General features: G+C 74.8%; 25 protein-coding genes. 12 read left to right on the top strand and 13 right to left on the bottom strand.

Annotated features, from left to right (window positions below; translation table 11 throughout):
• Positions 1 to 69 precede the first annotated feature (69 nt).
• Complete coding sequence (locus ACH443_RS06140; protein ID WP_430589770.1) at positions 70 to 1293, top strand: heparan-alpha-glucosaminide N-acetyltransferase domain-containing protein; 1224 nt, start codon at positions 70 to 72, stop codon at positions 1291 to 1293.
• On the top strand, positions 1290 to 2168 hold the full coding sequence (locus tag ACH443_RS06135; protein ID WP_430589769.1) for a fructosamine kinase family protein: 879 nt from the start codon (positions 1290 to 1292) through the stop codon (positions 2166 to 2168). Before ACH443_RS06140 ends, ACH443_RS06135 begins: the two co-directional genes overlap by 4 nt.
• 19 nt (positions 2169 to 2187) lie before the next feature.
• On the opposite strand, the gene ACH443_RS06130 is transcribed toward ACH443_RS06135, so the two are convergent.
• Positions 2188 to 3042 (bottom strand): PhzF family phenazine biosynthesis protein, encoded by an 855-nt coding sequence (locus ACH443_RS06130; protein ID WP_430589768.1) that lies wholly within the window; start codon positions 3040 to 3042, stop codon positions 2188 to 2190.
• Between the two features lie 55 nt (positions 3043 to 3097).
• Between ACH443_RS06130 and ACH443_RS06125 the strand changes: the two genes are divergently transcribed.
• Positions 3098 to 4051, top strand: a complete 954-nt coding sequence (locus ACH443_RS06125) for a 3-methyladenine DNA glycosylase (RefSeq protein WP_430589767.1) — start codon at positions 3098 to 3100, stop codon at positions 4049 to 4051.
• Here ACH443_RS06125 and ACH443_RS06120 read toward each other — a convergent pair.
• Together ACH443_RS06120 and ACH443_RS06115 are read right to left on the bottom strand one after the other, a co-directional pair.
• The gene (locus ACH443_RS06120; protein WP_430589766.1) at positions 4029 to 4481 is read right to left on the bottom strand and encodes a peptidoglycan-binding protein; all 453 of its coding nucleotides are present in this window, start codon (positions 4479 to 4481) and stop codon (positions 4029 to 4031) included. The genes ACH443_RS06125 and ACH443_RS06120 overlap by 23 nt on opposite strands.
• A gap of 131 nt (positions 4482 to 4612) precedes the next feature.
• Positions 4613 to 5146: a CGNR zinc finger domain-containing protein gene (locus tag ACH443_RS06115; protein ID WP_430589765.1), complete on the bottom strand. Its 534-nt coding sequence runs from the start codon at positions 5144 to 5146 to the stop codon at positions 4613 to 4615.
• Between the two features lie 39 nt (positions 5147 to 5185).
• On the opposite strand from ACH443_RS06115, the gene ACH443_RS06110 reads away from it, so the two are divergent.
• From ACH443_RS06110 to ACH443_RS06090, 5 genes are all read left to right on the top strand, one after another.
• Complete coding sequence (locus tag ACH443_RS06110; protein WP_430589764.1) at positions 5186 to 6193, top strand: EamA family transporter; 1008 nt, start codon at positions 5186 to 5188, stop codon at positions 6191 to 6193.
• 33 nt (positions 6194 to 6226) lie between these two features.
• The gene (locus ACH443_RS06105; RefSeq protein WP_430589763.1) at positions 6227 to 6973 is read left to right on the top strand and encodes a phosphotransferase; all 747 of its coding nucleotides are present in this window, start codon (positions 6227 to 6229) and stop codon (positions 6971 to 6973) included.
• A gap of 144 nt (positions 6974 to 7117) precedes the next feature.
• A complete protein-coding gene (locus ACH443_RS06100; RefSeq protein WP_430589762.1) occupies positions 7118 to 7855 on the top strand; it encodes a lytic polysaccharide monooxygenase in 738 nt (245 codons plus the stop codon).
• 71 nt (positions 7856 to 7926) lie between these two features.
• Positions 7927 to 10662, top strand: a complete 2736-nt coding sequence (locus tag ACH443_RS06095; protein ID WP_430589761.1) for a DEAD/DEAH box helicase — start codon at positions 7927 to 7929, stop codon at positions 10660 to 10662.
• A gap of 88 nt (positions 10663 to 10750) precedes the next feature.
• The gene (locus tag ACH443_RS06090; RefSeq protein WP_429763856.1) at positions 10751 to 11227 is read left to right on the top strand and encodes a hypothetical protein; all 477 of its coding nucleotides are present in this window, start codon (positions 10751 to 10753) and stop codon (positions 11225 to 11227) included.
• A 12-nt stretch (positions 11228 to 11239) separates the two neighbouring features.
• On the opposite strand, the gene ACH443_RS06085 is transcribed toward ACH443_RS06090, so the two are convergent.
• The gene (locus ACH443_RS06085; RefSeq protein WP_429763855.1) at positions 11240 to 11995 is read right to left on the bottom strand and encodes a TSUP family transporter; all 756 of its coding nucleotides are present in this window, start codon (positions 11993 to 11995) and stop codon (positions 11240 to 11242) included.
• Between the two features lie 31 nt (positions 11996 to 12026).
• Between ACH443_RS06085 and ybaK the strand changes: the two genes are divergently transcribed.
• Complete coding sequence (gene ybaK, locus ACH443_RS06080; RefSeq protein WP_429763854.1) at positions 12027 to 12527, top strand: Cys-tRNA(Pro) deacylase; 501 nt, start codon at positions 12027 to 12029, stop codon at positions 12525 to 12527.
• A 17-nt stretch (positions 12528 to 12544) separates the two neighbouring features.
• On the opposite strand, the gene ACH443_RS06075 is transcribed toward ybaK, so the two are convergent.
• Positions 12545 to 12943, bottom strand: a complete 399-nt coding sequence (locus ACH443_RS06075) for a YccF domain-containing protein (protein ID WP_429763853.1) — start codon at positions 12941 to 12943, stop codon at positions 12545 to 12547.
• 121 nt (positions 12944 to 13064) lie between these two features.
• Between ACH443_RS06075 and ACH443_RS06070 the strand changes: the two genes are divergently transcribed.
• Complete coding sequence (locus ACH443_RS06070) at positions 13065 to 13838, top strand: YggS family pyridoxal phosphate-dependent enzyme (protein WP_430589760.1); 774 nt, start codon at positions 13065 to 13067, stop codon at positions 13836 to 13838.
• 175 nt (positions 13839 to 14013) lie between these two features.
• On the opposite strand, the gene ACH443_RS06065 is transcribed toward ACH443_RS06070, so the two are convergent.
• From ACH443_RS06065 to ACH443_RS06035, 7 genes are all read right to left on the bottom strand, one after another.
• Positions 14014 to 14988 carry an N-acetylmuramic acid 6-phosphate etherase gene (locus ACH443_RS06065; RefSeq protein WP_430589759.1) on the bottom strand — a complete coding sequence of 325 codons (975 nt, stop codon included), beginning with the start codon at positions 14986 to 14988 and terminating at the stop codon, positions 14014 to 14016.
• Complete coding sequence (locus ACH443_RS06060; protein ID WP_430589758.1) at positions 14985 to 16253, bottom strand: anhydro-N-acetylmuramic acid kinase; 1269 nt, start codon at positions 16251 to 16253, stop codon at positions 14985 to 14987. Before ACH443_RS06060 ends, ACH443_RS06065 begins: the two co-directional genes overlap by 4 nt.
• A complete protein-coding gene (locus ACH443_RS06055; protein WP_430589757.1) occupies positions 16250 to 17794 on the bottom strand; it encodes a glycoside hydrolase family 3 N-terminal domain-containing protein in 1545 nt (514 codons plus the stop codon). The genes ACH443_RS06060 and ACH443_RS06055 overlap by 4 nt, the downstream gene beginning before the upstream one ends.
• Complete coding sequence (locus ACH443_RS06050; protein WP_429763848.1) at positions 17791 to 18618, bottom strand: carbohydrate ABC transporter permease; 828 nt, start codon at positions 18616 to 18618, stop codon at positions 17791 to 17793. The genes ACH443_RS06055 and ACH443_RS06050 overlap by 4 nt, the downstream gene beginning before the upstream one ends.
• Positions 18615 to 19586: a carbohydrate ABC transporter permease gene (locus ACH443_RS06045; RefSeq protein ID WP_429763847.1), complete on the bottom strand. Its 972-nt coding sequence runs from the start codon at positions 19584 to 19586 to the stop codon at positions 18615 to 18617. The genes ACH443_RS06050 and ACH443_RS06045 overlap by 4 nt, the downstream gene beginning before the upstream one ends.
• Before the next feature lie 3 nt (positions 19587 to 19589).
• Positions 19590 to 20894, bottom strand: coding sequence for a sugar ABC transporter substrate-binding protein (locus ACH443_RS06040; RefSeq protein ID WP_430589999.1), 1305 nt, complete (start codon positions 20892 to 20894; stop codon positions 19590 to 19592).
• Positions 20895 to 21233: 339 nt separating this feature from the next.
• Positions 21234 to 22310 carry a lipoyl protein ligase domain-containing protein gene (locus ACH443_RS06035; RefSeq protein WP_430589756.1) on the bottom strand — a complete coding sequence of 359 codons (1077 nt, stop codon included), beginning with the start codon at positions 22308 to 22310 and terminating at the stop codon, positions 21234 to 21236.
• Between the two features lie 91 nt (positions 22311 to 22401).
• Here ACH443_RS06035 and ACH443_RS06030 point away from each other — a divergent pair, with 91 nt between their 5' ends.
• Entirely contained in the window at positions 22402 to 23460 is a 1059-nt protein-coding gene (locus tag ACH443_RS06030; RefSeq protein ID WP_430589755.1) for an N-acetylglucosamine kinase, read from the top strand.
• Entirely contained in the window at positions 23457 to 24341 is an 885-nt protein-coding gene (locus tag ACH443_RS06025; RefSeq protein WP_429763844.1) for a MurR/RpiR family transcriptional regulator, read from the top strand. Before ACH443_RS06030 ends, ACH443_RS06025 begins: the two co-directional genes overlap by 4 nt.
• A gap of 6 nt (positions 24342 to 24347) precedes the next feature.
• On the opposite strand, the gene cimA is transcribed toward ACH443_RS06025, so the two are convergent.
• The gene (gene cimA, locus ACH443_RS06020; protein ID WP_430589754.1) at positions 24348 to 25997 is read right to left on the bottom strand and encodes a citramalate synthase; all 1650 of its coding nucleotides are present in this window, start codon (positions 25995 to 25997) and stop codon (positions 24348 to 24350) included.
• Between the last annotated feature and the right edge of the window lie 59 nt (positions 25998 to 26056).

Raw genomic sequence — 26056 nt, 5'->3', positions numbered from 1 at the left:
GGCCTGCAGGCCGTGGCGTTCTCACGCACCGGGACGACGCGCACCACCCGCCGGTGGCATCATCACGCCATGACCGCGGCCACCGGCGCGCCGACCTCCCGTCTTCGTGCCGGGCTGCGCGCCGGCACGCGCCGTCTCGCCGGCGGCCCGGGGCGCGTCCCGGGCGTCGACGTCGCCCGCGGGATCGCCGTCCTGGGCATGTTCACCGCCCACGTGGGCGTGACGACGCCCGACGCCGGACCCGCCTGGTGGCTGCTCGACCTCTCCCACGGCCACTCCTCGATCCTGTTCGCGCTGGTGGCGGGCGTCTCCGTCGCGATCGTCACCGGGGGGCCACACCTCCTCGACGGCGACCCGCTGCGACGGGCTCGCCTCCGCCTGCTCGTGCGCGCCGCGCTGCTGCTGGTGGTCGTCGCGCTGCTCGACCTCCTCGGCACGCGCGTCGCCCTCATCCTGGGCTTCTACGCCTGCTACTTCGCGCTCGCGCTGCCGTTCCTGCGCTGGCGGCCCCCGCGCCTCCTCGCGCTCGCCGCGGCGGTCGCCCTGATAGGGCCGCTGCTCGCGTACTGGGGGCCGGAGGCGCTGCTGCGGGCCGGGCTGCGGCTGCCGCACGACGGTTCCGGCGCCGTCACGGACTTCGTGCTCACCGGCCACTACCCGGCGATCGTCTGGATGGCGTACGTGCTCGCGGGCATGGCGATTGGACGCTGCGACCTGCGCTCGCCGCGGCTGCGCCGCGGGCTCCTGCTGGGCGGGCTGGCCGCGTGGGGCGCGTTCTCGTTCCTCCCCGGCGCGGTGGTGGGCGCCGCCGGCGGGGAGGAGGTCGTGCTGACCTCCCAGGTCATGGCACGGCAGTCCGTCGACGGCGCGCCGTTCGCCTGGGGCGCCCCGTGGCCCGGCGTCGCGGGGCTCTTCCTCGACGGCCCGCACGACGACACGACGATCGAGGTGCTCGCGTCGGGCGGGTTCGCGGCGGCGGTCGTGGGCCTGTGCCTGTACGTCGGGCGGGTCGGGCGGTGGGTGCTGGCCCCGCTCGCCGCGGTCGGGTCGATGGCGCTGACCGTGTACTCGCTGCAGATCGTCGCCATCTGGCACTGGGACCTGCTGGGGTCCACCACCAACGGGCCGCTGCTCGTGATGGTGCTGGTCACCCTCGCCGCGGCGACGGCGTGGCGGTTCCTGCTCGGACGAGGGCCGCTGGAGCGGGCGGTGGGCGCGGTCGCCGACCGCGCTGCGCTGGCCGCCCCGCCGCAGGAGCCGCCCGAGAAGGCCCAGAGAGGGAGTCGCTCGTGACCGACCCGAAGACGGTGCTGCTGACCCGCCTCCTCGCGTCGGGGATCTCCGACGTGGAGCACCTGTGCCCCGCGACCGGCGGGCTCGCCGCGACCGCGGGCCTGGCCCGGCGTGCCGACGGCACCGCGGTGTTCGTCAAGGGGTTCGAGGAGGCCCCGTCCGACGACGCCTTCGCCGCCGAGGCCGAGGGCCTGACGGCGCTGCGGGAGCTCGGCGGCGTCGTCACTCCGGCGGTGATCCTCGCCGACCCGGGCCTGCTCGTCCTCGAGGTGCTGCACCCACGCCCCCGGGACGAAGCGTTCTGGGAGCGGCTCGCGCACACGCTCGCCGAGCTGCACGCCACGACCCACGACCGCTTCGGCTGGCACCGGGACAACTGGCTGGGCCGCCGCCGGCAGGACAACACCTGGGAGGACGACGGGTTCGCCTTCTTCGCGCGGAGCCGCCTGCTGCGGTGGCTGGGCGAGCCACGGGTCGACGCCGCCCTGGGTCCCGCGGACCGGACGGCCCTGGAGCACCTGTGCGCCCGGCTCCCCGAGCTGCTCCCGGACCGCCCCGCGTGCCTGACGCACGGCGACCTGTGGGCGCAGAACGTCCTCGCGACCGCCGACGGGCGGCCCGCGCTGATCGACCCCGCCGTGTCCTACACGTGGGCCGAGGTCGACCTGGCCCACCTCTGGACGACGGCGCCGCCGCCCGAGTCCCGCGGGTTCTTCGATCTCTACGCCGAACTCACCGGCCTCGATCGCGGGTGGCGCGACCGCATGCCGATCCTGCAGCTGCGCCAGCACCTCGCCGTCGTCGCGCAGTTCGACGACGACTGGGGCGCCGCCGAGCAGGTGCGGGCCACGCTCGCCCCGTTCCGCCGGGTCTGACGCGCCGGCCGCTCCGACCTCAGAGCGTCACGGTGCCCGCGATCGTCGTGACGGCCGCGCCCCCGACCCACACCTCGCCGGCGGCGTCGCGGCGCACGAGCACGCGCCCACGGCGACCGAGGGCGGTGCCCTGCGAGGCGACGTACGACGCGGGCAGCAGGCCGCCCGCCAGCCACTGCCCCAGCCCGGCGTTGAGGCTGCCGGTGACCGGGTCCTCCGCGACGCCGATGTCGGGGACGAAGGCGCGCACCTCGACGGCGGCGTCCGACTCCTCCGGCGCGTAGGTGCCGACGACGCCGATCTTCAGGCCGCCGAACGCGGCGAGGTCCGGCTCGACGGCGAGCACGGCCGCGGCGTCGCGCAGGCGGGCCGCGACCCAGCCGGGGCCGTTGTCGACCCACGCCGCGTCCTCGATGTCCGCCACGCTCACGCGCAGGCCGCGCGCGAGCTGCGCGAGGTCCTCCGGCGCCACCGGGCCGGAGCGCCGCAGGGGCGGCGCGGCGAACGCGAGCCGGTCGCCGCTGGCGTCGGTGTCGCGCCGGACGGTGACGAGCCCGACGCCGCACTCCTGGACCACCTGCTCCGCGGAGCGGGGCACCCCGCCGGCCTCGAGCCACGCGTGCGCGGTGCCGAGCGTGGGGTGGCCGGCGAACGGCAGCTCGCCGCCGGGCGTCCAGATCCGCAGCCGGTAGTCGGCGTCGGGCGTGGTGGGGCGCAGCAGGAACGTGGTCTCGGACAGGTTGGTCCACCGCGCGAAGGCGGCCATCTGCGCGTCGTCGAGGTCGTCGGCGTCGTGCACCACGGCCACCGGGTTGCCGGTGAGGGGGCCCGTGGCGAAGACGTCGACCTGGCGGAACTCGTAGGTGTGCGGCACGACTCACACGCTAGTCCGGGCGGGGGCGTGCTCGCCGCGCTCGTACCCTGGTGGGATGCGCGCAACCATCCTCGACGACCCGGCGGCCCCCGCCGACGCCGTCGTGCCGCGCGACGCCTGGGAGCCGCGGGCCGCCGCGCACGCCGCCCGCGCGGACGCGCTGACCGCGGTGTGGCGCGAGGCCCGCGACCGCGGCGCGGAGCACGCGATCGAGGACTTCCTGTTCACCTACTACCCCACGCGCGTGAGCCACCTGCGCCGGTGGCACCCGGGCCCGGGCGTGGTCCTCGCGGACGCGGCCGAGCACGCCGGGTGGCGCTGGTACCGCGAGACGGCGCTCCCGGGCGAGGAGAGCGGTGCGTGCGGCACGGGGGCGACGTTCGACGTCGACGCCTTCGTCGCCGACCGCGGCGACACCGTCCGCTACGTCCGCGCGCTCGTGTCGGCCACCGCCGGGCGGCCCGGGACGTTCGGCTGCTTCGGCCTGCACGAGTGGGCGATGGTCTACCGCGACCGCACCGCGGGTCGCGACCACCGCCACCCGCTGCCGCTGCGGCTGGGCCACGACGGCACGGACGCCGTCGTCGAGTCGCACCGCATCGGCTGCTCGCACTTCGACGCCTACCGGTTCTTCACGCCCGAGGCCTCGGAGCGCAACCAGCTGCGCCCCACCCGCGAGCGCCAGCCGGCCATGGAGCAGCCGGGGTGCCTGCACGCCGGGATGGACCTCTACAAGTGGGCGCTCAAGCTCGGGCCCGCGGCGCCCGGCGACCTGCTGCTGGACGCCTTCGAGCTCGCCCGCGACATCCGGTACACCGACATGGCCGCCGCCCCCTACGACGTCTCGTCGTACGGCGTCGAGGCCGTGCCGATCGAGACGGCGGAGGGCAAGGCGGAGTACGTGCGCCGCCAGCGCGGGTTCGCCGCGCGCGGCCAGGAGCTGCGCGCCCGCCTGGTCGACGTCTGCGACGCGCTCCTGGCGGGTGTCAGTCGGACACCATCCCGCTGACCAGCGCACGCCAGGTCACGGGCCCGACGACGCCGTCGACCAGGACGCCGAACGCCGACAGCGCGCGCTGGAACCCGCGCACCGCGCTCTCCGTCTTCGGCCCGAAGACCCCGTCGACCGCGAGGTCGAGCTCCACGCGGACGTCGAGCTCGGACTGCGCCCCGCGGACGGCGTGGCCACGGCTCCCGAGGCGCACGGTGACGACGATCGCGCCCCAGGTCCTGGGCCCGACGACGCCGTCGACCTCGAGGCCGAAGTCGCGCTGGGTGGTGCGGACGGCGGCCTCGGTGAGCGGGCCGAACGTCTCGTCCACCTCGAGGTCGTGGCCGTGCTCGTTGAGCAGGTGCTGCAGCGCGCCGACGGGGTGGAACCGGTCACCGGGACGGACGACCGGCCAGGGGTCGAGGGCCTTGCTCGTCGTGACGGACATCGCCGCCTCCTTCGTGGGGCCGGGCCGGGCGGGTCGTCGCCCCGGGAAAGCCTGGCGCCCTCGCGGGGGAGGGAGCGCGGCGCTCACCTCCAGATACGTCGGCCGGAGACGTCGACGGCGTGCCCGGGCCGTCAGCCGGAGCGACGCGCCCGCAGCGCGGCCTGCGCGTTGCGGTTGGTGCACGCGGTGGAGCAGTAGCGCCGCGAGCGGTTGCGCGACAGGTCCAGCACCAGCCCCTGGCAGTCGGCGTCGGCGCACACGGCGAGGCGGGAGAGCTCGTCGTCGCGGATGAGGTCGATCATCGCCATGGCGGTCTCGACGACGATCCGGGTGGCGAGCGGGGCGTCGTCGGCGGTCGCGTGCACGTGCCAGTCCTCCCCGGAGTGCCGTACCAGGCGCGGATGGACAGGCACGCCCGTGAGCAGCTCGTTGACCAGCCCGGCGGCCTCGTCGCGCTCGGCGAGGAGGAGGGCGCGCAGGCGGGGGCGCAGCGCGCGCACCTGGTCGAGCTCCTCCGCGGTGCCGTCGTGACGACCGGTGTACTCGTGCTCGCGGAAGAAGGCGTCGAGGTCGGCCGTGGTCCCGAGCGTCTCGGGCGGCTCGCCGGAGTTCACGAGGGCGACGGCCGACCGGAGCTCCGCCACGGTGTCATGAGCGAACGGCATGTTGACACGTTACTCCACCCGGTCGTAGCGTCATGAGCCATGGCAAGGATGACGCATGACACCGGCGCGACGGCGCGCACCGGCCTCGGCGCGGGCCTCTCCCTCGCGGTCGTCTCCGCCATCACGTTCAGCCTCTCGGGCCCGCTCGCCGCCGGCCTCTTCGCCACCGGGTGGAGCCCGGGCGCCGTCGTCCTGGTGCGCGTCGCGGTCGGGGCGGTCGTCGTCCTGCCGTTCGGCGTCGTCGCCCTGCGCGGCGACTGGTCCCCCGTGCGCCGCAACCTGCGGCTGCTGCTCGCCTACGGCGCGCTCGGCGTCGCCGCCACGCAGTTCTGCTACTTCGCCGCCGTGCAGCACATGCAGGTGGGCCCCGCGCTGCTCATCGAGTACTCCTCCCCCGCCGCCGTCGTCGCGTGGCTGTGGCTGCGGCACGGGCAGCGGCCCGGACGGACGACGCTCGCCGGCATCGCGGTCGCCGCCGCGGGCCTCGTCCTGGTGCTCGACCTCGCCGGCGCCCGGCTCGACCCCGTCGGCGTGGCCTGGGCGCTCGGGGCCATGGTGGGCGTCTCCGCCTACTTCCTGCTCAACGCCCGCACCGACACCGGGCTGCCGCCCCTGAGCCTCGCGGCGGGCGGGCTCGTGGTCGGCGCCGTCCTCCTCGGCCTGCTCGGCGCCGTCGGCGTCATGCCGCTCACCGCGTCGGCAGACCCGGTCGCCCTCGCCGACGCCGTCGTGCCCGCGTGGGCGGTGCTCGCCGCGCTGGGGGTGGTGACGGCCGGCGTCGCCTACGTCACCGGCGTCGGCGCGGGGCGGCGCCTCGGCGCGCGGCCGGCGTCGTTCGTCGGGCTGCTCGAGGTGGTCAGCGCCGTGTTCTTCGCGTGGGTGTTCCTGGGCGAGCTGCCGCGCCCCGTACAGCTCGTCGGCGGGCTGCTGGTCCTGGCCGGGGTCGTCGTCGTGCAGCAGGGCGAGGCCGCGACCCGTCGCACGCCACCCGCGATCGAACCGGCGGCCGCGCCGCACCCGACGATCGAGCCGACGGGAATGCCGTAGCCCGTCGCGGCGTGGAGATGTGACGATCTGGGCATGTCCCGCGCCCTCGCCGCCGCCCCGTCAGAGCCCGTCGTCGTGCCCGAGCGGGTGCGCCTGCTCGCCGGCGACGACGACGTCGTGCCCGTGTGGCACAACGAGCTCGGCGGCCTCACGTTCCGGCTGACGGGGGCCTCGGGCGCCGAGCGCTACGTCAAGTGGGTCCCCGCCGGCACGCCCGAGCTGGACCTCGACGCCGAGGCCGAGCGCCTCGCCTGGGCGGGCCGCTTCACCCCCGTGCCGCGGGTGCTCGACCGCGGCGCCGACGGTGCGGGCGCCTGGCTGCTGACCGCGGGCATCCCGGGCCGGTCGGCGGTCGACCCGCGCTGGCTCGCGCACCCGGACACGGCGGCGCGCGCGATCGGCGCCGGTCTGCGGGCGCTGCACGACGCGCTCCCGGTCGACGACTGCCCCTTCTCGTGGGGCGTCGCCGACCGGACGGCACGCCTGTCCCCCGACGCCCGCGCCCGGGTCGGCGACGTGCCCGCCGTCGACCGGCTGGTCGTGTGCCACGGGGACCCGTGCGCCCCCAACACCCTCCTGGACGACGGCGGTCGCTGGACCGCCCACGTCGATCTCGACGCGCTCGGCGTCGCGGACCGCTGGGCCGACCTCGCGGTGGCCAGCTACAGCCTGGAGTGGAACTACGGCGACGGCCACGAGCCCGCCTTCTTCGAGGGCTACGGCATCGCGCCCGACGCCGGGCGCATCGCCTTCTACCGACACCTGTGGGACCTCGGCTGACGCCGGTCCGTCCTACGGGTAACCCCGTACGACCGGCCGGGCAGATCACGGTCAGATGACGCGGTTCCCCTGATGTGCGGTCCGGACCGACGTCGTAGCGTCGAATTTGTCCAGTTTCCTCACGAACACAGGAGAAGAGCAACGATGCGTCTTCGTCCCACTCTCGTCACCGCGGCCGTCGGGCTCGCCGCGCTCCTGGCTCCGCTCGCCGCCGCGCCCGCCGCGTCCGCCCACGGCTGGGTGACCAACCCGCCGAGCCGCCAGGACCTGTGCGCCGGCGGTTCCCTGCCCTTCGACTGCGGCAGCATCAAGTACGAGCCGCAGAGCGTCGAGGCCCCCAAGGGCTCCACGCAGTGCTCCGGCGGCAGCGGCTTCGCCATCCTCGACGACGAGTCGAAGCCCTGGCCCCGCACGAAGATCGGCAACAGCGTCACGATGAAGTGGAAGCTCACCGCGCAGCACGCCACCTCGACGTGGGAGTACTTCGTCGACGGCACCCTGCACCGCACGTTCGACGACAAGGGCGCCAAGCCCGACGCCGTCGTGAGCCACACGCTCGAGAACCTGCCTCAGGGCGACCACACCATCCTCGCCCGCTGGAACGTGGCCGACACCGTCAACGCGTTCTACGCCTGCGTCGACGTGACCGTCGGCGAGGGCGGGACGGTCGAGCCGACCGACCCGCCGGTGGACCCGACCGACCCGCCGGTCGAGCCGGGCGACTGCGAGGACGCGGCCTGGAACCCGTCGTCCGCCTACACGGGTGGCACGAAGGTGTCCTACGAGGGCCGCGCGTACCAGGCCAAGTGGTGGACGCAGGGCGACACCCCGTCCTCCTCCGCCGGCCAGTGGGCGGTCTGGACCGACCTCGGCGCCTGCTGACCCCGCCCGACGACAGCGTGCCGGCGCGGCCGGGTACGACGGCTCGGCGGGCCTGGGAGAATGTCCGCACCATGACTTCCCCCAGCTCCCCCGACGCCGCCCCCCGCCCCGCCGGCACGCTGCTGCCGTACCTGCCCGCCCCGACGGGCGGCGCGCCGGACCCCGACGTCCTCTTCGAGGGGTTCGGCGAGTGGGCCACCGGCACGGGCCGGCCGCTGTACCCGCACCAGGAGGAGGCGCTGCTCGAGCTCATGACGGGCTCGCACGTGGTGCTGGCCACGCCCACGGGGTCGGGCAAGTCGATGGTCGCGATGGGCGCGCAGTTCGCGGCGCTCGCGAACCGCCGGTCGGGCCGCGGCGGGCGCACGTTCTACACCGCGCCGCTCAAGGCGCTGGTGAGCGAGAAGTTCTTCGACCTCGTCGCCGCGTTCGGGTCGCGCAACGTCGGCATGATGACCGGCGACTCCGCGGTCAACGCCGACGCCCCGATCATCTGCTGCACCGCGGAGATCCTCGCCAACCTCGCCCTGCGGCGCCGGGCCGACGACGACGGCGTCGGCGCGGACGGCACGGCCGACGACGACGCCATCGCCCAGGTCGTCATGGACGAGTTCCACTTCTACGGCGACCGGCAGCGCGGCTGGGCGTGGCAGGTGCCGCTGCTGGAGCTGCCGCGCACGCAGTTCCTGCTGATGTCCGCCACCCTCGGCGACACCACCCGGCTGCGCGAGGACCTCGAGGAGCGCAGCGGCCGCCCCGTCGCGGAGGTCGCGGGTGCCGAGCGCCCGGTGCCGCTGACGTTCTCCTACGTCGTCGAGCCGCTGACCGACGTCATCGCAGAGCTCGTCACGACGCACCGCGCCCCCGTCTACGTCGTGCACTTCACGCAGAAGGACGCCGTCGAGCGCGCCCAGGCGCTCCTCTCCACGAGCCTCGCCTCCAAGGACGAGAAGGCCGCGATCGCGGCCGCGATCGGCGCGTTCCGGTTCGGCACGGGCTTCGGCAAGACGCTGAGCAAGTTCCTGCGCGCGGGCATCGGCGTGCACCACGCCGGGATGCTGCCGAAGTACCGCCGCCTCGTGGAGCGGCTCACGCAGCGCGGCCTGCTCAAGGTGGTCTGCGGCACCGACACCCTCGGCGTGGGCATCAACGTGCCGATCCGCACCGTCCTCCTGACGTCGCTCGTGAAGTACGACGGCGAGCGCATGCGCCACCTCACCGCACGCGAGTTCCACCAGATCTCCGGCCGCGCCGGGCGCGCGGGCTTCGACACCGTGGGCGAGGTGCTCGTCATGGCGCCCGAGCACGTCATCGAGAACCGCAAGCTGCTCGCCAAGGCCGGGGACGACCCGAAGAAGCTCAAGAAGGTGGTGCGCAAGAAGGCGCCCGCCGGCGCCGTGAACTGGACGGACTCCACGTTCGAGCGGCTGCGCGACGCCGACCCCGAGCCCCTGACCAGCCAGTTCCACGTCAACCACGCCATGGTGCTCAACGTGCTGGCGCGGGACTCCGCGGGCTCGGACGGCGACCCCGTCGAGGCCATGCGCCACCTGCTCACCGCCAACCACGACACCGAGGCGCAGCAGGCGAAGCACGTGCGCCAGACGTTCCGCATCTACCGGTCGCTGCGCGTCGCGGGCGTGGTGGAGAAGATCCGCGTGCCCGACCCGTCGCGCCCGGCCGGGTACCGGCCCAGCGTGCGGCTCGTCGTCGACCTGCCGCGCGACTTCGCGCTCAACGCACCGCTGTCGCCGTTCGCGCTCGCGGCCATGGACCTCCTGGACACCGAGAGCCCGACGCACGTGCTCGACGTCGTCTCCGTCATCGAGGCGACCCTCGACGACCCGCGCCAGATCCTCTACGCCCAGCAGTCCAAGGCGAAGGGCGAGGCCGTCGCGGCGATGAAGGCCGAGGGCATGGAATACGAGGAGCGCATGGAGGCGCTCGAGGACGTCACGTGGCCGCGGCCGCTCGCGGACCTGCTCGAGCCCGCGTTCGCCACGTACAAGCGGTCGAACCCGTGGGTGGCCGACGCCGAGCTCGCGCCCAAGTCCGTGGTGCGCGACATGCTCGAGCAGGCCATGACGTTCGCCGAGCTGGTCAGCGTGTACGGGCTGGAGCGCACCGAGGGCGTCGTGCTGCGCTATCTCGCCGACGCCTACCGCGCGCTGCGCCAGGTGGTGCCGGAGGAGCACCGCACCGAGGAGGTGCAGGAGGTCGTCGAGTGGCTCGGCGAGCTGGTGCGCGGCGTCGACTCCTCGCTGCTGGACGAGTGGGAGCGGCTGCAGAACCCGGTCGACGACGACGCCGACCTCGTCGTCGAGGGCGAGCTCGCCGAGGCGGGCGCGGAGGCGCCCGCGCGGCCCGTCACCGGCAACCCGCGCGCGTTCCGCCGCCTCGTCCGCAACGCGACCTTCCGCCGCGTCGAGCTCGCTGCCCGCGAGGACTACGACGGGCTCGGGGCGCTCGACGGCGCGCACGGCTGGGACGGCGACGCCTGGGCCGCCGCGCTCGACCCCCTGTTCGAGGCGCAGGGCGACGACGCCGTCGGCATCGGCCCCGCCGCCCGCGCGGCCGGGCTGCTGACCATCCTCGAGCCGGGCGCCGAGCTGCCCGGCGGCGCGACCACGACCACCCGCGACGGCGTCGAGGTGGCCGAGGTGCCCGCCGGCACGTGGTGGGTGCGGCAGGTGCTCGACGACGCCGACGGCGACCACGACTGGGCGGTCACCGCCGTCGTCGACCTGGCGGCCAGCGACGAGGCCGGGGCCGTCGCGCTCACCGTGGTGGACGTCGGCCGGATCTGAGCGTCCGCGGGGGTTGCAAGCATCCGGGGTCGGTCGTGTGATCGATCCAGGGTGCCGCCCCCGGCGCCCCCGACGTCAGGAGTCCGCCATGGACACCACGACCATCGTCTGGATCGTCGTCGCCGTCGTCGTCGTGCTGCTGCTCGTGCTCGTCGCCGTGGCCCTCGCCCGCCGGTCGCGGGCCGCCGAGGAGCGCCGGCGCGAGGAACGGCGCGACGAGGCCGCAGAGCTGCGCCGGCAGGCGGAGCACGACCGGATCACGGTGCAGGAGCGCGAGGCGGCGTCCGCGAAGCTCGACGCCGAGGCCCGGATGTCCCAGGCCGAGGCCGACCAGAAGGCCGCCGAGGCGGCCCGGCTGCAGGAGGAGGCCCGGCGCCGCGACGCGAGCCTCGACGAGCATCGCGCCGACGTCGACGAGCGCCTGCGCCGCGCGGACGAGCTGGACCCCGACCGAGGGGACGCACCGGGTACGCCTGGGCGGCACGCTCCCGAGCACCGCGCGGACGGCCCGGCGGACGGGTCCGCCGACGTCCCTCGTCGTGACGAGGGCGACCGGCCGGTCTGAGCCCACCCCGCCTCAGCCGAGGTGCGCGAGCCCCTGGGCGAGGGTCGCGACGCCCCCGACGTACGCGAGCACGATCAGCCCGCGCCGGACCGCGACCGCGGGGACGCGCGGGGTGAGCCAGTCGCCGACGACGAGCCCCGCCACGATCGCGGCCAGGACGACGAGCCACTGCCAGGCGGAGAAGGGCGGGAAGGACGCGTCGGTGAGCGTGAGCTTGGCGACCAGCGCGGCGAGCGCGTTGGTCGCGAAGAACGGCTGCGCCGTCGCCGCGAAGCCGCGCGGGTCCCAGCCGCTGAGCACGGAGTAGATCGCCACGGGCGGGCCGCCGATGCCCGCGGCCACGCTCCCGACCCCGCTCGCGACGCCGGTCACGACCAGCGGGGCGCGCGCCTCGGGCCGGACGGGGTGGCGGCCGCCGCGGCGCAGGCGGGTCGTGACGACGGCAAGCGTCATCGCGACGACGACGAGGGCCCCGACGGCGACCTCGAGCGCCGCGCGGCTCGCGTCGCGCAGCAGCAGGGCGGCGGGGACCATGACGACCACCGACGTGACGGCGAGCCAGGCGTAGCGTCGCCAGTCCACGTCCCGCGCGACGCGTCCCAGGATGAGCGCGGACGCGATCGCGCCGGCCAGGTTCACGAACAGCACGCCCTCGAGCGGGCCCACCAGGAGCACGATGAACGGGCCGGCGACGAGCCCGAAGCCCATGCCCGTGACCCGTTGGAGTGCCCCTCCCACCAGGATCGCGAGGACGAGAAGGAGGAGCACCGCACCACCCTACTCAGGCACAATCGGCGGCGTGTCGAAGAAGAAGCCGCACGCCTCGCACGGGACGCCGGCCGTCGTCGCGCTGGACCGGGCCGGCGTCGCCTACGGGCTGCACACCTACGACCACGACCCGGCGTCGGACCTGAGCTACGGCCTGGAGGCGGCCGAGGCGCTCGGCGCCGACCCCGCGCAGGTCTTCAAGACGCTCCTGGCGGACGTCGACGGACGGCTCGTGGTCGGCATCGTGCCGGTGGACGGCAGCCTCGACCTCAAGGCGCTGGCCCGCGCCGTCGGCGGCAAGCGGGCCGCGATGGCGGACCCGGCGGCGGCGCAGCGCGCCACCGGTTACGTGGTGGGCGGCATCTCGCCGATCGGGCAGAAGCAGCGGCACGCGACCGTGCTCGACGAGTCCGCGACGGGCTTCGACGTCGTCTACGTGTCCGGCGGACGGCGCGGGCTGGACGTGTCGCTCGCCCCCGACGACCTGCTGCGCCTCACGGGCGGGACGGCGGCGCCGATCGGCCGCCCGTGAGGCCGGTCGCCGACGGGTCAGTGCTGGTACGTCGGGTACCGGGCGTCGCTGGGCACGATGTCCTTGCCGAGCGGCAGCAGCGAGACCGGGATCATCTTGAGGTTCGCGATCGCCAGCGGGATGCCGATGATCGTGATCGCCTGGGCGACCGCCGTCGTGATGTGCCCGATGGTGAGCCAGATGCCGGCGAAGACGATCCAGATGATGTTGCCCAGCACCGACCAGCCGCCGGCGCCCGGCTTGTCGACGACCGTGCGGCCGAACGGCCACAGCGCGTAGCCCGCGATGCGGAACGACGCGATGCCCCACGGGATCGCGACGATCGTGATGCAGCACAGGATGCCCGCCGCGGCGTAGCCGAGCGCGAGCCAGAAGCCGCCGAAGACGAGCCAGATGATGTTGAGCAGGGCTTTCACCCGACCATCCTCGCCCGCCGCGCGAGCGCGGCACCACCCGGGAACCCCCTGACGCGACCCTGGTCCGGCGCGACCCGCGTCGCGTCCCACGACCGCCGACGGCGTTCGTAGACTGGCCACCATGCCCACCGAGTGTCCCGGGATCCCCGCACGCCTGGCCGCCGTCCACGACCGCGTCGCGGCCGCCGCCCGCGCGGCGGGGCGCGACCCGCGCGAGGTCCGCGTGCTGCTGGCCACCAAGACGCAGGACGCCGCGACCGTGCTTGCGGGGGTGCGGGCCGCGCTGGACCTCGCCGCCGCGGAGGGCGACGACCGGCCGGTGCTGGTCGGCGAGAACCGGGTCCAGGAGCTGGTCGCGAAGGCGCCGGCCCTGGCGGACCTCGTCGCCGCGGGACGCGTCGAGGCGCACCTCATCGGTCACCTGCAGAAGAACAAGGTCAACCAGGTGCTCGGCGTCGCCGCCGCCGTCGACTCCGTGGACTCCCTCGCCCTCGCGCGCGCCCTGTCGGTGCGCTGTGAGCGCGACGGCCGCACCCTGGACGTGCTCGTGCAGGTCAACGTCTCCGGCGAGGAGAGCAAGTCCGGCGTCGCGCCCGACGACGCGGCGGCGCTCGCGCTCGACGTCGCGGCCCTGCCGGGGCTGCGCCTGACGGGGTTCATGACGATCGGCGCCCGCCTGGGCGAGCGTCGCGACGAGGCGCTCGTGCGGGCCGGCTTCGCCCGGCTGCGCGCGGTCCGCGACGCCGTGCTCGCCAGCGGGGCTCCGGGGACGGGCGACGCCCGCGAGCTCTCCATGGGCATGACCGGCGACCTCGAGCTCGCCGTCGCCGAGGGCGCGACCGTCGTCCGCGTCGGCACCGCCGTCTTCGGCGCCCGCCCCACCCCCGCGAGGTAGTACCCATCGCGCCGAGGTAGTACAGCTACCGCCGAGGTAGTACGAACCGGGCCGAGGTAGTACCGAGAATGCACGACTTGTCCATATTGCCTGGACTACCTCGCGCACTCAGGGACTACCTCACGAGAATTCGTACTACCTCGCGGGTTCGGGTACTACCTCGCGGGTTCCGGTACTACCTCGGCGGGGCGGCGCCGAGACGCCCGAGGGCTCCGCGGACGCCGTCTCCCCCGGCGAGCGCGCCGCGCGCCGCCGCGGCGTCCACCCCCGCCAGCAGCATGACCAGCGCGACCTGCACCTCCCCGCCGGCGTCGGCGAGCACAGGCGCGCAGACCTCCGGCGCGAGGCCGGTCGCCTGACTCAGCAGGCGCACGAGCCGGGCGCGGAGCTTGGCGTTGGACGCGCGGACGTCGACCATGAGGTTCGAGTACGTCTTGCCGAGCTGGATCATCGTGGCGGTCGAGAACGTGTTGAGCACGATCTTCTGCGCGGTGGCGGCCTTCATCCGGGTCGAGCCGGTCACGGCCTCGGGCCCCGTGTCGAGCAGGATCGCGACGTCCGCCCGGTCGGCCAGCGGCGCGGCCGGGTTGGCGCTGACGAGCGCGGTGCGCGCCCCGCGCTCGCGGGCCAGGTCGAGCGCCCCGCCCACGTACGGGGTGCGGCCGCTGGCCGCGAGCCCGACGACGAGGTCGTGCGGGCCGACGTGGTCCAGGTCGCGCCGGCCGGCGTCGGCGTCGTCCTCCGCGCCCTCGACCGGGACGGTCATCGCGTCGGGACCGCCGGCGAGGTGCGCGTCGAACCACTCGGGGCCGACGCCGTAGGTCGGCAGCAGCTCGACGGCGTCCAGCACGCCGAGGCGGCCGGACGTGCCCGCACCCGCGTAGTGCACGCGCCCGCCGGCGCGGATCGCCTCGACCGCGAGCTCCACCGCCTGCGTGACCCGGAACCGCTCCGCGCGCACCACGCTGGCGACACCGGCGTCCTCGTCGAGGATGAGGCGGACCACGTCGGCCGGCGGGAGCAGGTCGATGTCGGTGGTGCGCGGGTTGCGCTCCTCCGTCGGCGAGACGAGCCGCGCGACGTCGAGCACGTCGTCCGGGGGGCCGGCGTCCGGAGGCACGGAGGGGTCGGGCACGGTCGCTCCGCTCATCGGGTGCTTCCTCTCGTCAGGTCGCGCGCAGTGGTCGGGAGGCTCGGTGCCGTGGTGAGCGCGAGGCGCCGCACCGGGGTGCGGACCGCCTCCACGGGCAGCGGCGTGGGGGGCGTGAGCGACCCCAGGACTACCGGCCGGCGGGCCCCGGTGGCCTGCCGCCGGTGCGGGCCGGGCGCGGTGCCGGGCACCCCGTGCACGCCGAGGAAGCCGAGCAGCGCGAAGAGGTACGCCTCCTTGCCGTCCGCCGGCAGCCCGAGGTCGTCCGCGGTCTCGAGGGCGGTGCCGGCCGGGAGCAGCGCCCGCAGGCGGTCGCGGAGCACAGGGTTGCGGGCCCCGCCGCCGGAGATCACGACCCGCTCGACGCCCCCGCCCGGCGCGTGGTCGGCGAGCGACCGCGCCACGGTGGTCGCGGTGAGCTCCGTGAGCGTGGCGACCAGGTCGGGGGTGCTGAGCCGGTCCGCTCGCACCCCCGCGGCGCCGAGCCGCGTCGTCACGTACTCGCCGTCGTAGAGCTCCCGGCCGGTGGACCGCGGCACGGGCAGCGCGTAGTACGGCTCGTCCAGCAGCGCGTCCAGCGCCTCGTGGTCCACGACGCCGCTGGCCGCGAGCTCCCCGTCGCGGTCGAACGGCTGCCCGGTGAGCCTCTGCACCGCGGCGTCCAGCAGGCAGTTGCCGGGCCCGGTGTCCCAGCCGAGCACCGGCTCGTCGTGCGCGCCGACGACGGTGACGTTGGCGATGCCGCCCACGTTGAGCGCCGCGGAATATCTCGTGCCGGTAGGCCCGTCGTGCCCGAGCCACAGCGCGTCCAGCACGCTCACGAGCGGCGCGCCCTGCCCGCCGGCGGCGACGTCGGCGACCCGGAAGTCGCTGACCACCGGTCGTCGGGTGCGCTCCGCGATCCAGGCCGGGTTGCCGAGCTGCAGCGTGCCGCGGGCACGACCCGCCACCACCCAGTGGTGCAGGGTCTGCCCGTGCGACGCCACGAGGTCCGCGTCGCCCCCCGCGAGGTCGTCAACGGCGCGCCGGGCGGCGGCGCCCAGCTCCTGCCCGACGAGCGTGTCGAGCTGGCACACCTCGCCCAGGTCCGCGGTGCCCGGCGGCAGGGCCGCGAGGATGCGCCGCCGCAGGTGGTCGGGCCAGGCGTACTCGGCGTGACCCAGCGGGCGCAGGGAGAGCGTGCCGTCGGGGCGCAGGTCGAGGTCGGCGGCCGCGGCGTCGATCGCGTCGACGCTGGTGCCGGACGAGATGCCTATGACGATCATCGCGCCACCTCCGGGGGTTCGGGGGCGAGCTCCCCGGCGAGGAGGGCCACGGCGGCCTCGGCGTTGGCCCGGCCGGTGCCGCAGGCCAGGACGGTCGCGGGCAGCCCGCCCGGGAGCTCGGCGAGCCACCGCTCCCCCGCGGCCGGCGCGCCCGTGTGCACGACGACGAGGTCCGGGCGCGCCCGCTGCAGCCGCGCCAGGCGCTCGTGCTCGTCGCCGCCGGGGACGGGTTCGCGGGTCACGACGACCAGCGGCCGCCCGGCCCCGGCGCGCTGCAGCGCGTCGACGGCGTCGTCGTCCGGGGCGGCGTGCACGACGGCGCCCGGCCAGCGGGCGGCGACGGCGCGCTGCACGTGCTGCGCGGTGCGCCCGGCCGCGTGGTCGAGCCGCAGCCGCAGGTCGACGACGTCGGGCGCTCCCGCGAGCGCCGGCGACGGACCGACGACGCGCACGGCCCGGCGCGCCGCCTCGGCCCCCACGGCCGCGAGCGCGGTGAGTGCCTCCTCGACCGGGGCCGGCATGGCGGCGGCCCGCCGGGCGCGCAGCCGGCGCACCAGGCAGGCGGTGCGTCGCCGGGACGCGGCGAGCCGGTCCAGGCTCACCCGCCCGGCGCCGACCGCGGCCACGAGGGCGTCGGCGGCGGAGCGGAACAGCGCCTCGTCGTCACGCCCGGTCGTCGTCCCCAGGCACAGCAGGTCCGCGCCGCCCTCGACCGCGCGCACCGCGGCCTCGCCGACGTCGGCGCCGTCGGACACGGCGCGCATGTCGAGGGCGTCGGTGACGATCGGCCCCTCGTGGCCGAGCTCGCGGGCGAGCGCCGCGACGCCGGGCTCGAGGGACGCCGGCGCGGGCCCGAGCGCGGGCACGACGACGTGCGCCGTCATGAGGGCGTCGGCCGCGGGACCCTCGTCGCCGGGGCCGCCCGCGAACGCCGCCGCGAACGGCACGAGGTCGCGGCCGCGCAGGGTCCGGGCGTCGGCCTCCACGACGGGCAGCGCGAGGTGCGAGTCGACGGTCGTGGAACCGTGCCCCGGGAAGTGCTTGGCGCACGTGCCGACGCCGCCGCGCTGCAGGCCCCGGGCGAATTCGACGCCGTGCCGCGCGACCGCCTCCGGGTCGGTGCCGAACGCCCGCACCCCGATGACCGGGTTGCCGGGCGTGTCGACGTCGAGCACGGGCGCGAGGTCGAGGTCGACACCCGCAGCCGCGAGCAGGCGGCCCAGCGCCACGCCCGCGGCCCCGGTGAGCCGCACGTCGTCCACCGCTCCGAGCGCCGCGGCGCCGGGCAGCGACGACCCGGTCGCGGCCTCGAGCCGTGACACGTCGCCGCCCTCCTCGTCGGTCGCGACGAGCAGGTCGGGCTCGGCGTCGTGCAGGCGTGTCGCGAGCGCGGCCGTCGTCGCCACGTCGGGCGTGTTGTGCGCGAACAGCACCACCCCGGCCAGCCCGTCGCGCGCGGCGTGGAGCAGCCAGGCGGGGGGCGTCGTCCCGGTGAAGCCGGGCAGCAGCACCCCGTGCACGGCCCGCCGGACGTCGTTCACCCCTTCACCGCCCCGGACGTCAGCCCGGACGCGAGCCGGCGCTGGACGACGATGAAGAAGATCATGACGGGCACGGTGATGATCGTCGAGGCCGCCATGATCGCGCCCCAGTCGTTCGAGTGCTGCCCGAAGAACGAGCGCAGCCCGATGGCCACCGTGTAGTTCTGCGTCTCGCCGCCGAGCAGCGTCATCGCGAAGACGAACTCGTTCCACGCCGTGATGAAGCTGAAGATGCTCGTGGCCACGAGGCCGGGCGCGACGAGCGGCAGCAGGATGGACCGGAACATGCGGCCCCAGGTGGCGCCGTCGAGGTAGGCGGCCTCCTCCAGCTCCACCGGCACGGCGGCGACGAAGCCGCGCAGCATCCAGATGCCGAAGGGCAGCGCGAGCGCCACGTACACCACGACCAGGCCGGTCAGCGTGCCGAGCAGGTCCAGGTTGCGCACCTGGACGAACAGCGGGATGACGAGCGCCTCGAGCGGGACCATCTGCACGATCAGCACGAGCATGAGCACCTGCGTGCGGAGCGTGAAGCGGAAGCGCGCCACCGCCACCGACGCCAGCAGGGCGAGCAGCGACGAGACGAGCACCGTCCCGAGCGCCACGAGCAGCGAGTTGCGCAGGAAGACGTCGAAGCCGCCGTCCGTGAGCACGAACTCGAAGTGCTCCAGCGTCGGGTCGGCGGGCACGAAGGACGACCCGCGCCCCGCCTTGCCGTCGAGCGCGCTGACGAGCATCCAGTAGGCCGGGAAGAGGGTGAACACCAGGAGCAGCGCGACGGCGACCCCCTTGCCCACCCGCGTCGCGGTCGTCGGCCGGCTCACAGCTCCTCCTCCTTCAGGATCGTGCGGACGTACACGACGGTGATGGCGAGCAGCAGCAGGGTCAGCAGCACCGCGATCGCGGCGCCGAAGCCGTACCGGTTCTGCCCGAACGACTCGGTGTACGACCAGACGCCCAGGTTGAGCACCTCGCGGTTGCTGCCGGCGCCGCCGGGCATGAGGTAGACCTGCGCGAAGACCTTGAAGTCCCAGATGGTCGACAGGATGATCACGACGGCGAAGATCTGCTTCAGCTGCGGCACGATCACCGAGAAGAACCGGCGCCACGGCCCGGCGCCGTCGATCTCCGCGGCCTCGAGCAGCTCCTTCGGCACGCCGAGCAGGCCCGCGAGCACGGTGATCGCGACGAACGGGAAGCCGTGGTGCACCACGTTGAGCAGCACGATCGCGTAGAACGACCAGCGGTCGGTGAACCAGTTGACGGGCGCGTCCTGCAGCCCGAGCGCCTGCAGCACGTGGTTGAACACGCCGCGGTCGGCGTCGAAGATCCAGACCCAGACGTACGTGCCGGTGACGGCGGGCATCGCCCAGGCCGCCATGATCGCGCTGGACACGATGGTGCGCCAGACGCGGCCGAGCGACGCGAGCAGCACGGCCACGGCGGTGCCGAAGACCACCGTGAACGACACCGACAGCACGGCGAAGACCACCGTGTTGGGCAGCACCACGGCCCACAGCTGCTCGGACGTGAACACCTCGACGTAGTTGGCGAGGCCGATCCAGTTCGGCTCGCCGGAGACGATCTCCCGCAGCCCGTAGTCCTGGAGGGAGAACAGCCCGACCCGCACCAGCGGCCACAGGAGCAGCACCGCCAGCACGAGCAGCGCGGGCGTCAGCAGCATCCACGGCCGCACCCGCGCCAGGAGCGACTTGCCGAGCGGGCGGCGCCCGCCGGGCCCGGGCTGCTGCCCGGGCCCGGCGGGGACCGCGACGGGGAGGGTGCTCGTCATGCGTCAGCTGCCACCGTTGAGCAGCGACGTCATCTCGTCGGCCGCCTTCGTGCTGGCGGTCGGCACGTCCTCGCTCCCGGAGAGGATCGACTGCATCATCGTGCTCGTCGTGAGCTTGGCCTGCACGGCCCCGAAGTTCGGCGAGACCGGCACGGACGCGCCACCCTCGACGAACTGCTGCGCGAACGGGGCCACGAGCGGGTCGGTGCTCTTCAACGTCTCGTCCAGGAGCGACTTCTGCCCCGGGAAGTAGCCGGCCTGCTCGCCCCACTTCGTGGCGAACTCACCGGTCGTCATGAGCTCCACGAACGCGAACGCCAGGTCCTTGTCCTCCGCCGTCTCGAACACGGACAGGTGCGAGCCGCCGAGGACCGACGGCGACATCCCGCCGTCCTTGCCCGGGATCGGGACGGCGGCGAACTTGCCGTCCATGTCCTTGTTCGCCTCGACGATGGCGCCCGGCGTCCAGGAGCCCATGATCGCCATGCCGACGTCGCCCTGCGCGAACGCGTCGAGCACGTCGGTCTCGCGCCAGGTGGTGGCGCCCGCCGACGAGTAGCCGTCCGCGGCGAGCCCGGTCCAGAAGCTCAGGCCCTCCTGCGCCTCGGGGCTGTCGAGCCCGGACGTCCAGGTGTCGCCGTCGAGCGTCGCGACCTCGCCTCCGGCGCCCCACACCCACGGGTACACCGTGAACTCGGCGTCGCCCGGCACCGCGATCGCGGTCTTCTTCGGGAACTTCTCCTTGATGGCCTTGGCCGCCGACTCGATCTCCGCCCAGGTCGTGGGCGGCTCGACGCCGGCCTCCTCGAAGATCTCCGTGTTGTACACGAGCGAGCGGACGCCGGCGTACCAGGGCATGCCGTACAGCTGCCCGTCGTAGGTGCCGGCCTCGACGAGACCGTCCACCAGGTCGTCGCCCAGGCCGGCCTCCGCCACGTAGTCGTCGAGCGGCGCGAGCGCGCCGGCGTCGGCGAACTCAGGCGTCCAGGTGGTGCCGGTCTCCGCGACGTCGGGCGTGGTCTGGCCCGCGATCGACGTGACGAACCGGTCGTGGGCGTCCGCCCACTCGACGAACTCGACGTTCAGCTCCGCGCCCGTCTCCTCCGTGAACGCGGTGCCGACCTCGTCGAAGAAGGCGTCGGCGCTGGGGTTCGTGCCCTGCATGATCCAGACGTCGAGGGTCTTGCCCTCGCCGTCGACCGTCCCGTCGCCGCCGCCGTCCCCGGAGCCGCCGCTGCCGCACGCGGCGACGCCGAGCGCCACCAGCGCCGCGGTGGCCACGGCCCCCACGTTCCTGCGGGTCCACATGTCTCGACGCATCGTCGTCCTCCCCCGGCGGCCGCTGGGCCGCCCTCCGTGGTGCGCGGCGCCGCCGTTGTCGCGGTCGCGCGCCGTTCTCGCGGTCATGTCCTGCCGACGTCCTCGTCGTCCGGCGTGACGTCGTCGTCTCGCTTGTCGTGCTGATCGCCGTGGTGATCGCGAGCGCCGCCCCGGCTTGAAAGGAAGTTCCGGGGCATCGCTCCACGAGGAAGATAACTGACCGGCCGGGGATAACGAAAGCCCCCGCACCAATGCGTGCCAGGACGGTGACCTCTCGGCGCGTCGCGGTCGGTGCGGGGGCGGCGCGCGGGCTGCGCGCGGGATCGCTCAGGGCACGCGGTTGATCCAGGCCGGGTCGGCGAACTTCGTCCGGACCAGCTCCTCGGCGCGGTCCAGCTCGTCGGGACGCAGCGCGGAGTCCACGGTCCGGTGGTGGGCCTTGAAGTGCGCCTCGAACGCGTCGACGATCTCGTCGCGCGACATGCCGGTCTGCGAGCGCAGCGGGTCCACCCGCTTGTTGGCGCTGGTGGTGCCCTTGTCGGAGAGCTTCTCGCGGCCGATGCGCAGCACCTCGAGCATCTTGGCGTTGTCGATGTCGTACGCCATCGTCATGTGGTGCAGCACGGCGCCGCCGGCCAGGCGCTTCTGCGCCGAGCCCGCGAGCTTGCCCGCGGGCGACGCGACGTCGTTCATGCCGGAGAAGTACGCCTCGACGCCGACGTCGTGCAGCGCGCCCAGCACCCACGAGTCGAGGAACGCGTACGACTGCTCGAACGACAGGCCGTCGACGAGCGACGCCGGCACGACCAGCGAGAACGTCACGCAGTTGCCGGCCTCCATGAACATGGCGCCGCCGCCGGAGATGCGGCGCACCACTGTGACGTCGTGCTCGCGCACGCCCGCCGGGTCCACCTCGTTCCGCAGCGACTGGAACGACCCGATGAAGACGGCGCGCTCGTTCCAGTCCCAGAACCGCAGCGTGGGCCCGCGGCGCCCCTCGGCCAGCTCCTCGGTGAGCACCTGGTCCAGGGCGGCGAGCGTCGCGGGGGGCAGTGGGCCGGGGCGCAGCACCTCGAAGGTGTGGTCGTCCCACGTCGTGGCCAGCCCCAGCGCGCGGCGGACCGCGACCGCGACGGCCCAGGCGTCGAAGCCCACCATCGTCACGCTGCCGGTCACGCGGCCGTCCTGCTCGGCGACGCGCAGCCCGTCGTCGACGGCGCGCGCGAGCTCGCTCGTCGACGTCTCGCGCGGCAGCCCGACGAGGGCGGAGTCGATGACCTCGAGGGCGTCGTCCGGCTCGAGGAAGAAGTCGCCGCTGAGCCTGACGTCGGCGAGCAACCCGTCCCGCACGTCGAGGTCGACCGTCACGAGCTTGCCACCGGGAACCTTGTACTCACCATGCACGTCTCCACGGTAGCGGGGCCGGGACGCATCGTGGGTGAGATTCTTTTTGTGAGGTGCCCAGCCTGAGAAAATCGCTGCCACACTGGGTCCCGTGACCGGCCCGGACGTCTCCCTCGTGCCCGAGCACGTCGTCGCCGTGGACGTCGGCGGCAGCGGCGCCCGCCTCGTCGCCGTGCCCGCGCGCGGCACCGACGACACCGACGGTACCGCTGGCCCCGGCGGCACCCCGATCACGCTCACCGGCCGCCCGGTCCGCATCACCGCCTCCGGGAGCGACGCGGCCGACGTCGTCGCCGAGCTGGTGGACACCCTCGCCGTGCGGCAGCCGGGACTGCGCGTCGCCGCGGCCGCCGTGTCGGTCACCGGCCTCCCGTCGCTCGTCCCCGACCCCGGCGCCCTGCACGAGGTGCTGCAGGCCGCGGGCGCCCCGGCCACGGCGGTCGCCGCGGACGCGCTCGCCGCGCACCTCGGCGCCCTCGGCGGCCGGCCCGGCGCCGTCGCCGCGGTCGGCACGGGCGCGATCGTCCTCGCCACCGACCTGCGGCGCCGGTGGCACCGCGCGGACGGCTGGGGCCACCTGCTCGGCGACCTCGGCTCCGGGTCGTGGATCGGCGCGCACGGCCTGCGGGCCGCCGTCGCCACCCACGACGGGCGCCCGGGGCCCGCCTCCCCCACGCTGCTCGCCGCCGCGCTCGAGCGCTTCGGCCCGGTCGACGGCTGGCCCGCCGCGCTGTACGGGCGCCCCGACCGCGCGCACGTCCTCGCGTCCTTCACGCCGGCCGTCGCCGACGCCGCCGCCGCGGGCGACCTCGTCGCGAGCGGCATCCTGCACGACGCCGGGACCCACCTCGCGGAGAGCCTCGCCGCCGCGCTGCGCCCCGGGATCCCGCCGCTCGCGGCGGTCACGGGCGGCGTCCTGCAGATCGGCGCCCCCGTGACCACGCCGCTCAGGGCCCGCCTGTCCGCCCTGCGTCCCGACGTGCGGCTCGTCCCCGCCGACGGGAGCCCTCTCGACGGCGCGCTGCGCCTCGCCCGGTCCCTCGTCGACCCCCGCGACGGCGAGCTCGTGGAACCGCACGACACCTGGCTCACGGTCCGGGAACCCACCCACCCGTCTCCGGCGTCCGCCGGGAAGGAGATCCGCGCATGAACGGTGACGTCCTCGTCCGGCTCCGCCAGGCGCTGCCCACGCTGCGCCCCGCGGAGGCGCGGATCGCCGCGGTCGTGCTCGACGACCCGCCCGGCGTCGTCGGCGCCACCATCACCGAGCTCGCCGCCCGCGCGGGGACCTCGCAGGCGACGGTCGTCCGGTTCTGCCGCGCCGTCGGCTACGCCGGCTACCCCGAGTTCCGCATCGACCTCGCGCAGGCCACGAGCCGGCGCGCCGTCGAGCTGGAGCGCTCCGGCATCGCCGAGGGCGAGATCAACCGGACCGACACCGCCACCGACGTCGTCTCCAAGATCGCCTTCCACGAGGCGCGGACGATCGAGGAGACGGCGCGCATGCTCGACCTCGACGCCCTGGAGCACGCCGTCGAAGCCGTGGCCTCCGCGCCCCGCGTGGACGTCTACGGCGCCGGGTCGAGCGGCCTCACGGCGCAGGACCTCGGCCAGAAGCTCACCCGCATCGGCATCGCCTGCTTCGCGCCCGTGGACCTGCACGGCCAGCTCCAGTCCGCGGCGCTCCTGGGCGAGGGCTGCGTGGCCGTCGCTGTCTCGCACACGGGCACCACCGTGGAGACCGTGCAGGCGCTCACGCTGGCACGCGACGCGGGCGCCACCACCGTGGCCGTCACGAACTTCCCGGCCTCACCCCTGGCGGAGCTCGCCGACGTCGTCCTCGCGACGACGGCGCGCGAGACCCAGTTCCGTTCGGGCGCCATGTCGAGCCGCATCGCCCAGCTCGCCGTCGTCGACTTCCTCTTCGTGCGCGTGGCGCAGCGCCGCTACGACCGGACCACGGCCGCCCTCAAGGCGACGTACGAGGCCGTCCGGCCGCACCGCCTGACGAACGGCCGCCCTCCGCGGTAGCCCCGCTCAGCGCGGTTCCACGCCCCCGTGCACGAGGCCGTAGACGTACGCGTCGATGAGCGACTCCCACGCGGCCTCGATGACGTTCGGGCCCACGCCCACCGTCGACCAGGAGTGCTGCCCGTCCGTGGTCTCGACCAGCACGCGCGTCGTGGCGTCGGTGCCCTGCTGCGCGTCGAGGATGCGCACCTTGAAGTCGATGAGCTCGAACTTCTCCATCTGCGGGTACACGCGCGTCAGCGCGCTGCGCAGCGCCTGGTCGAGCGCGTTCACGGGGCCGTTGCCCTCGCCGGTCGCGACCACGCGCTCGCCGCCCGCGTGCAGCTTCACCGTCGCCTCGGCGACCGCGTCGGCCTCCCGGCTCGACGCGTCGTGCCCGGGCCCGCCGGCGACGGTCTCGACGATGGTCCGCCAGCTCTCGACGCGGAAGTACGTCTGCCGGGTTCCGGTGAGCTCCTCCCGCAGCAGCAGCTCGAACGACGCGTCGGCGGCGTCGAACGTGTAGCCCTGCGCCTCGGCGTCCTTGACCCGCGTCGTGACGCGGGTGAGCAGCTCGGCCTGGCCGCTGAGGTCGTAGCCCAGCTCGCGGCCCTTGAGCTCGATCGACGCACGCCCGGCCATGTCGGACACGAGCATGCGCATGTCGTTGCCGACGGCGGTGGGGTCGATGTGCTGGTACAGGTCGGGGTCGACCTTGATCGCGCTCGCGTGAAGGCCCGCCTTGTGGGCGAAGGCGCTCGCCCCCACGTAGGGCTGGCGGGCGTACGGGGAGATGTTGGTGATCTCGGCGACCGCGTGCGCGATGCGGGTCGCGTCCTCGAGCCCCTCCCCGGCGAGGGTGCGCAGGCCGTGCTTGAGCTCGAGGTTCGCGACGACGGTGACGAGGTCCACGTTGCCCGTGCGCTCGCCGTAGCCGTTGACCGTGCCCTGCACGTGCCACGCGCCGGCGGCCACCGCCGCGAGCGTGTTCGCGACGGCGCAGCCCGAGTCGTTGTGGGCGTGCATGCCGAGCAGCCGGTCCCCCGCGACGGCGTCATGCCCGTGCGGCAGGCCCAGGGACTCCCGCACCTCGGTCACGACGTCGGTCACCCAGTGCGGCAGCATGCCGCCGTTCGTGTCGCACAGCGTGACCACCTCGGCGCCCGCCTCGAACGCCGCCTCCGCCGCCGCCCGGGACCACACCGGGTCGAACCGGTAGCCGTCGAAGAAGTGCTCGGCGTCCACCACGACGCGGCGGCCCTCTCCCACGAGGAACGCCACCGTGTCCGCGATCATCGCGAGGCCCTCGTCGGGAGTGGTGCGCAGCGCCCGCTCCACGTGCCGCACGTCCGACTTCGCCACCAGCGTCACCACCGGCGCCTCGGAGTCGAGCAGGGCCCGCACCTGCGGGTCGTCCCACGCGCGGGTGCCCGCCTTGCGGGTGGCGCCGAACGCCGCGAGCACGGCGTTCCTCAGCTCCAGCTCCTTCGCCGCCCGGCGGAAGAACTCGGTGTCCTTGGGCACGGCGCCCGGCCAACCGCCCTCGATGAAGCCGACCCCCAGCTCGTCCAGCAGCGGCGCGATGGCCAGCTTGTCCGCCACGGAGAGGTTCATGCCCTCCTGCTGCGCGCCGTCGCGCAGGGTGGTGTCGTACACGTGGAACGGGGTGGCGGTCATGCGGGACTCCCCACGTCGAGAAGCTCTGGGCGTTCTGGTCAACAAAAAAGACCCCCCGG

The organism is Isoptericola sp. NPDC019571 (genome assembly GCF_044389385.1).
In the GTDB taxonomy this organism is placed as follows: Bacteria; Actinomycetota; Actinomycetes; order Actinomycetales; family Cellulomonadaceae; genus Isoptericola; species Isoptericola nanjingensis.
The sequence above is the reverse complement of the archived record's forward strand: the minus strand, read 5'-3'. Positions and strand labels throughout refer to the sequence as shown.